Consider the following 7,134-nt stretch of genomic DNA (forward strand, 5'->3'; position numbering starts at 1 on the left):
CTGCCGGCAGGGCCTGTTCCACAAGCGAGCGATCCCGAAGGGCCCGAATGGAGCAGCCTGCATCGGCGGCTCGACAGCAGCTATCGCATCTTTCCGCTCGCCAATGAACAAAACCCTCACAAGGTTGGCATCGCGCTGCCCGACGGCGCGATGATCTCGGCGCGGGTCCTTCGCGACCAGCGGCCGCGTCCGTTCTGGACCGGATCGTGGGGGGTGACGCTGTTGTTTGCGATCGTCAGCGTCAGCCTGCTCAGCCTGTGGGCGGCGCGGGCGCTGACCGCGCCGCTGTCGGCCTTCGCCAAGGCAGCCGAGAATTTCAGCGTCAACGGTGCGGCGTCGGCCCTGCCCGAGCGTGGGCCGGAAGAAATCCGCTCGGTGGCGAAAGCGCTCAACCGGATGCACGGGCGCATCACCGCCTTGATCGACGACCGTACCAAGATGCTGGCTGCCATCAGCCACGATCTGCGCACGCCGATCACGCGGATGCGATTGCGGGCGGAGTTCATCGAGGATGCGGCGCATCGGCTGCGCATGATGGGCGATCTCGACCAGATGCGCTCGATGCTGGAATCGGTGCTGTCGTTCCTGCGTAACGACCGCAAGCTCGAGGCCATGACGCTAACCGACATCGCCTCCACGTTGCAGCTCGTCGCCGACCAGTTCGCCGATATCGGTCACAAGGTGACCTATGAGGGTCCCGAGCATGCGATGGCGACCGTGCGGCCGGACGACCTCGCGCGCAGCATCACCAACCTCGTGCAGAATTCCGTCAGATACGGCGCGCTCGTCACCATTCGGCTGGCAACCTCAGATGACGCAGCCACCATCGAGGTCGAGGACGACGGTCCCGGCATTTCCGATGCCCGCAAGGAAGTGATGTTGGAGCCCTTCGTGCGCGGCGACGATGCGCGCAACATGGACGAGACCGCAGGCTTCGGACTTGGGCTTTCGATCGCACGCGCCGTCGTGCTGGCGCATGGCGGCAAGTTGTCGATGCACGACCGCCTGCCGCACGGGTTGATCGTGCGTATCGAGCTGCCGGTCCGGCAAATCACCCGCCAGGCGGCGGAGTGAGCCAAGGATTGCGCTAACCGATGTTCGTGGGTCGCGTGACAGGTTACGCCGCGATGGCTTCGTTGTCCGCCTCGACCTGTTCGAAATAGGCGACCGACTCGAAACGATAGTCGCAGGCCATGCAGCGCCAGAGGTAGAAGGTGCGGCCGGGTTCGGTCTCGACCCATTCCGGCAGCTCAATCGATCTCCCGCATTGGGCGCAGGGATTTTTGCGAGGCAACGAACGGAATCGCATTCCGGCCATAGCGTATCTCCCGTTTTTTTGATTTCTGACGTGACGTCCGAACTGGCGCCTGAAAACGCGATTGCGACAGCAGCACTGTCGGAACGCGCGCATCGACGCATGATATTCTGAAACTGTAATAGGGCAATTCAACGGCGATGTCACCGCGACGCGACGCCGCGATGATTCAAATTTTTCGCTAACTGAACTCTATTTGGGATTCTATTTGGGTTCCACTGGGGGTTCGGCCGCGTGCGACCCACCCGCTTTCCGAACGTGGATCGTTGCGACATCGTCGTTATAGACCTTATGCCAGCCATCGACGTGATCGAGCAGCCTGGCCGCCGCGCTCTGCGTGCGCAGCAACGTCGCCTGGATGTGATACTGTTCCAGCAGGCGGAACAGTTCGTCCGGCTCGCTGAGGCCGGAAGCCCTGTTGTAGTCGACAAGGAACTTCTCGCCGTAAAGCTCGGTGCGGCCGTCGATGAAGGGGGGGACCCCGCTCGCGATCAGATAGCCGCCGAAATCGTAGTCGTTGAAGACGCGCTCGACATTGAGCTTCTTCAGCTCGGTCACCGCCTCGACCGGCGAGTTGGCGGTATTGGGCGCGAAGCGATGCATCGCGGCAAAGGTCAGCGTGCCTGCCATGAGCACCACCGCAACGCCAGCCACCATCGCACCGCGAACGGGCCGCAACGAAAGCGAAGATGCGGCCTCAGCCCCGCCGATCTGGCGCGCCAGCGGCTGGGCGAGAACCAGCGGCGACAGCAGGGCGAAAATTTCAGCCGCGCGGCCCTGCGACAGCGCCATGTGAACGAGCCCGAGCAGGATCACGATGCGCAGCGGCGGCAATGTGATGCCGCGATAGAGCGCAAGCCCGATGCCACCGAGCAGGCAGATTTCGAACGGATGCAGGAAAGTGAAATCGGCCGCGTGCCATTCGGTGATCAGCGGCAGCGCGTTGCCGAGCGCCAATATCTTGCGCGACGCCAGCAGCGAGTCCCAGCCATAGGGCGTGCAGCAACTCGCGGCGAGCGCGAGCGCGGCAAAGACCCCCCAGCGCGCCGCGAGCGCCATCCTGCTGTTGGCGTCCGCCTGGACCACGGCATCGAGCGCGATCGGCGCAATCATCATGAGACCGAAGACAAAGCCGCCATGGACGTTGGCCCACAGCGCCATCAGCGGCAGCAGCCAGAATGACGGCGCCCCGCGCCGGTCGGCCGCCGCGATCAATTCGCCGATCCAGGCGACCATGATGGGTAACGCCAGCACATGCGGCCGCGCCAGAAGATGCGGCGCAGTCAGCGCCAGCGCCACCGCGACAAAAACCAGCGCGGCGCTTTCGTTCAGATTTCGGACCAGATACCGCGCCAGCAGCGCGAAGGTCGCGCTACTGGCGGCAGCCGCCAGCACCACCGGCCCGGCCCAGCCGAACCAGGCATAGATTTGCGCGTAGAGAACCTGCGCCAGCCATTGCGTCGAAATCCACGGCGCGCCGCGCATGGTGAAGGAATAGACGTCGGTGTGAGGCACCGCGTGATGGTCGAGAATCCATTGTCCGACCGTGATCTGCCACTGCGTATCGGGATCGTTGAGCAGGCGATTGCCGGCGAAGATCAGCACCGCATAGCTCACGACGCCGACCCACAGCGGCAGCGAGCCGCGCAGGGCGCGCGTCTCTCGCATGGTGCCGGCGGTGACCAAGGTCATGGCGGAATTCCTGAAATATCGGCCCAATCGAAGCACATCAGGGCATAATTCCCGGTAAACCGTCGGCGTGGTATCGAGCCAGGTGCCCGGAACAAAGCCGGCTTTTCGCCATATCGACGCACATAATCGCGAGGCTTTTTTCGCATCTGGCCGCGGCTTAAGCCTCACGCTACCGCTAGGAGGCCTTCTCATGAAGCGTCTGTTAACCCTCGCATCGCTTGCCATGGCGGTCACCCTGCTACTCCCGGCCGGCGCCCACGCCCAGCGCAGCCAGTATGAGGAGATGGTCGCAAGGCACGCGCAGGCCAACGGCGTGCCGGTCGAGCTGGTACATCGGGTGATCGTGCGTGAGAGCCGCTATCGCCCCGGTCTGATCGGACGCGGCGGAGCCGTTGGAATGATGCAGATCAAACTCGCGACCGCGCGCGGCCTTGGCTACACCGGGAGCGCCGAAGGGCTGCGCGACCCTGAAACCAACCTGACCTACGCGGTGAAATATCTCGCCGGGGCCTATCGCGCCGCGAACGGCGATCAAAATAGAGCGGTTCATTACTATGCCGGCGGCTATTACTATGCCGCCAAACGGGAACGATCAGAGCATATCCGGCATCGCGAACCCCAAGCCTCTGGCGAGTAGGTTCCCTCACGCATCCCGATTCGAGTTTGCGAAAAGCGCTGCGCTGCGTCCGGGCACACATGCAGATCATCAGGGGCATGCACGTTGACACCCGGCCTGAGGGGACTACATTAGGACTGTTCCGAGGGGAGCTCCGACGAGGAGCTGAGAGACCGCATCCTCTGGTCCCCGGACTGATCCGAAGGATCACGTCCTAAGGCCTGGAGACCGCGGTGACCCTTTGAACCTGATCCGGGTCATTCCGGCGAAGGGACAGGGATGCAGCAGAGTTCCACGAATCCGCGGGGGCAATCTCCGATTTCCGTCATCGGCGCGGGCGTCGCTGGCGCCTGGCAGGCGTTGTTGTTCGCCCAGGCCGGCCACCGCGTGACGCTGCACGAGCGCAGCGACGCCGCGATGACGCAATCCACCAGCCATTGGGCCGGCGGCATGCTCTCGCCCTATTGCGAGGCCGAATCCACCGAGCCCGTGATCGTTCGCCTGGGGCTGCGTTCCCTCAAACTCTGGCGCGACTATTTTCCGCAAACTTCCTTCAACGGCTCGCTGGTAGTGGCGCATCCGCGCGACCGCGCCGACTTCGAACGCTTTGCGCGGCTCACGACCGGCTACCAAAGGCTCGATGCGCCGGCCATCGCCGGAATCGAACCTTCGCTGGAGGGGCGTTTCCGCGAGGGGCTGTTCTACGCCGATGAAGGCCATGTCGAGCCGCGCAAAATACTGCCCGAACTGCATGCGCGCATTCGCGGCTGCGGCGGCACGATCGAATTCAACAGCGACGTTGAACCCGGCGACGTCACGGGCACCGTGATCGATTGCCGCGGGCTTGCGGCGCGCGACACGCAAAGCGAGCTTCGCGGCGTCAAGGGCGAACTCATCCTGATCGAAACCGACGAGGTCGAGCTGAAGCGTCCGGTGCGGCTGATCCATCCGCGCTTTCCACTTTACGTGATCCCGCGCGGCGATGGCCGCTTCATGCTGGGAGCGACCTCGATCGAGACCGAAAACAAGGGCGTCAGCGTCCGCTCGGCGCTGGAGTTGTTGGGCGCGGCCTATGCCGTGCATCCCGCCTTTGGCGAAGCGCGCATTCTCGAATTCGGCTCGGGCCTGCGGCCGGCGTACCCTGACAACCTGCCGCGCATTGCGGTCAATAACGACAAGATCGCAGTGAACGGGCTTTATCGCCACGGCTTTTTGCTTGCGCCGGCGCTCGCCGAACTAACGCTCGGCTATGTCGAACGCGGCACCATCGACAACGAGGTGATGCAGTGCGCGTGATCATCAATGGAGAGGAGCGCGAGATCGCCGCCACCAGGCTCGATGCACTGCTTGGCGAGCTCGACTTTGAGGGCACACATTTTGCGATTGCGTTGAATTACGACGTGCTGCCGAAAAGCCGTTGGGCGGCGACGACGCTCAAGGCCGGCGACGAGATCGAGATCATCACGCCACGACAGGGAGGCTGAGGATGGCTATGACGTTCGCAAGCTCTCCCCTTACATCGTCCCTGCGAAAGCAGGGTTCCATAACCACCGGCGTTCGTGGATCGAAAGGTCTTTACCAGCGTGCCAAAATGAAGCGGCACGGTGTATGGGTCCCGGCTCGCGCTTCGCTTGGCCGGGACGACGGGGATAAAAACCGATGCTGAAATTCTACGACCGCGAATTCACCTCTCGCCTCCTGATCGGCACGGCGCTGTATCCCTCGCCCGCGATCATGCAAGGCGCGATCCGCGCCTCGGCTGCCGAGATCGTCACGGTGTCGCTGCGGCGCGAGGCCGCGGGCGGCAAGACCGGCGACGCATTCTGGAAATTGATCCGCGAACTCGGCGTCACGGTGCTGCCGAACACCGCTGGCTGCCGCAGCGTGCGCGAAGCGGTGACTACGGCCAAACTGGCGCGCGAATTGTTCGGGACGTCCTGGATCAAGCTCGAAGTCATCGCCGACAACGACACGCTACAGCCCGACGTGGTCGGACTGGTCGAAGCCGCCGATATCCTGATCAAGGACGGCTTCGAGGTGTTTCCCTATTGCACCGAGGATCTGTCGGTGGCGATGCGGCTGGTCGATGCCGGCTGCAAGGTCGTGATGCCCTGGGCCGCGCCGATCGGCAGCGCCAAGGGCGTCATCAATCCCGATGCGTTGAAGTTGCTCCGTGACCGCCTGCCTGACGTCACGCTTGTGGTCGATGCCGGCTTGGGCGCGCCGAGCCACGCCGCGCGCGCGCTCGAACTCGGCTATGACGCCGTGCTGCTCAACACCGCCATTGCCAAGGCCGCCGATCCCGTGGCGATGGCGAAAGCGTTTCGCCAAGGCGTCGAGGCCGGCCGCACCGCCTTTGAAGCCGGCCTGATGGAAGCACGCGACTTCGCCTCCCCTTCAACCCCTGTCGTTGGGACCCCGTTCTGGCATGCCGTATCCTGATCGCTTTTATCCTGTGGTGGACAGCGTCGCCTGGGTCGCGCGGCTCGCGCTGCTTGGCGTCGGCACGATCCAGCTGCGCGCCAAGAATTTGAACGAGGCTGACGCGTTGCAGACGATAAAGGATGCGCTCGAAGTCATCAGAGGCACCGCGGCCAGGCTCGTGGTCAACGACTATTGGCGCGCCGCGATCGAAGCGGGCGCCAAGCATCTGCATCTCGGCCAGGAAGACCTCGCTGAAGCCGATGTCGCGGCGATCCGCGCCGCAGGGCTCACGCTCGGCATCTCCACCCACGACGATACAGAACTCGATACGGCGCTGCGCGCAAAACCCGATTATGTCGCGCTCGGCCCGATTTTTCCGACGACGCTAAAGTCGATGCGCTTCGCGCCGCAGGGCATTCCAAAAATCGCCGAATGGAAGAAGCGCGTCGGTGAGATTCCGCTGGTTGCGATCGGCGGCATCAAGCTCGAACGCGCATCCGAGATTTTCGCCGCCGGCGCCGACTCGATCGCGGTGGTTTCCGACATCACCCAGAACGCCGACCCGGATAAGCGGGTCAAACAATGGCTTGGCGAAAGCGCCAAAGCTGCCTGAACAGGATTACAAGGAGGACACCATGAACATTCGCTCCAATCCCGACACGACCCTTCCCGCCGTGACCACGGGCCCGCTGCCCTCCTCGCGCAAGATCTTTGCCACGCCGGACGCGGCGAGCGATCTGCGCGTGCCCTTGCGCGAGATCATCCTGAGCGAAGGCGCGGGCGAACCGAACCTTCCCGTGTATGACACTTCCGGCCCCTACACCGACCCCAACGTCACGATCGACGTCAATGCTGGCCTGCCCCGAAATCGCACTGCGTGGGTCAGGGAACGCGGCGGCGTCGAGCAATATCAGGGGCGGCAGGTCAAGCCGGAAGACAACGGCAATGTCGGCGCCTCGCATGCGGCTAAAGCCTTCACCGCACACCATCAGCCGCTGCGCGGGCTCGACGGCCACAAGATCACGCAGCTCGAATTCGCCCGCGCCGGCATCATCACCAAGGAGATGATCTATGTCGCCGAGCGCGA

The 7,134-nt window shown here is 63.7% G+C and carries 8 protein-coding genes, 1 pseudogene and 1 riboswitch; of the genes and pseudogenes, 7 read left to right on the forward strand and 2 right to left on the reverse strand.

Going from position 1 to position 7,134, the window contains the following annotated elements:
- Window positions 1–1,074 (forward strand): ATP-binding protein (locus WB528_RS27645; protein WP_423892519.1); only part of this gene is annotated, 1,074 nt, incomplete at its 5' end.
- Window positions 1,075–1,117: 43 nt separating this feature from the next.
- On the opposite strand, the gene WB528_RS27650 is transcribed toward WB528_RS27645, so the two are convergent.
- Together WB528_RS27650 and WB528_RS27655 are read right to left on the reverse strand one after the other, a co-directional pair.
- Window positions 1,118–1,318 carry a hypothetical protein gene (locus WB528_RS27650; RefSeq protein WP_423892520.1) on the reverse strand — a complete coding sequence of 67 codons (201 nt, stop codon included), beginning with the start codon at window positions 1,316–1,318 and terminating at the stop codon, window positions 1,118–1,120.
- 201 nt (window positions 1,319–1,519) lie between these two features.
- Window positions 1,520–3,007 carry a hypothetical protein gene (locus WB528_RS27655; protein ID WP_423892521.1) on the reverse strand — a complete coding sequence of 496 codons (1,488 nt, stop codon included), beginning with the start codon at window positions 3,005–3,007 and terminating at the stop codon, window positions 1,520–1,522.
- Window positions 3,008–3,197: 190 nt separating this feature from the next.
- On the opposite strand from WB528_RS27655, the gene WB528_RS27660 reads away from it, so the two are divergent.
- The 6 genes and pseudogenes from WB528_RS27660 to WB528_RS27685 form a co-directional block, all read left to right on the forward strand.
- Window positions 3,198–3,644: a transglycosylase SLT domain-containing protein gene (locus WB528_RS27660; RefSeq protein ID WP_423892522.1), complete on the forward strand. Its 447-nt coding sequence runs from the start codon at window positions 3,198–3,200 to the stop codon at window positions 3,642–3,644.
- Window positions 3,645–3,758: 114 nt separating this feature from the next.
- Window positions 3,759–3,915: riboswitch (TPP riboswitch) on the forward strand.
- Window positions 3,903–4,919 carry an FAD-dependent oxidoreductase gene (locus WB528_RS27665; RefSeq protein WP_423892523.1) on the forward strand — a complete coding sequence of 339 codons (1,017 nt, stop codon included), beginning with the start codon at window positions 3,903–3,905 and terminating at the stop codon, window positions 4,917–4,919. Its footprint overlaps the riboswitch before it by 13 nt.
- A complete protein-coding gene (gene thiS / locus WB528_RS27670) occupies window positions 4,910–5,107 on the forward strand; it encodes a sulfur carrier protein ThiS (RefSeq protein WP_423892524.1) in 198 nt (65 codons plus the stop codon). Before WB528_RS27665 ends, thiS begins: the two co-directional genes overlap by 10 nt.
- Before the next feature lie 175 nt (window positions 5,108–5,282).
- Complete coding sequence (locus WB528_RS27675) at window positions 5,283–6,065, forward strand: thiazole synthase (RefSeq protein ID WP_423892525.1); 783 nt, start codon at window positions 5,283–5,285, stop codon at window positions 6,063–6,065.
- Window positions 6,052–6,660 (forward strand): thiamine phosphate synthase, encoded by a 609-nt coding sequence (locus WB528_RS27680; RefSeq protein ID WP_423892526.1) that lies wholly within the window; start codon window positions 6,052–6,054, stop codon window positions 6,658–6,660. The genes WB528_RS27675 and WB528_RS27680 overlap by 14 nt, the downstream gene beginning before the upstream one ends.
- Before the next feature lie 22 nt (window positions 6,661–6,682).
- Window positions 6,683–7,134: pseudogene (locus WB528_RS27685) on the forward strand (phosphomethylpyrimidine synthase ThiC); the annotation flags it as partial.

It is taken from the genome of Bradyrhizobium sp. (genome assembly GCF_049586575.1).
GTDB lineage: Bacteria > Pseudomonadota > Alphaproteobacteria > Rhizobiales > Xanthobacteraceae > Bradyrhizobium.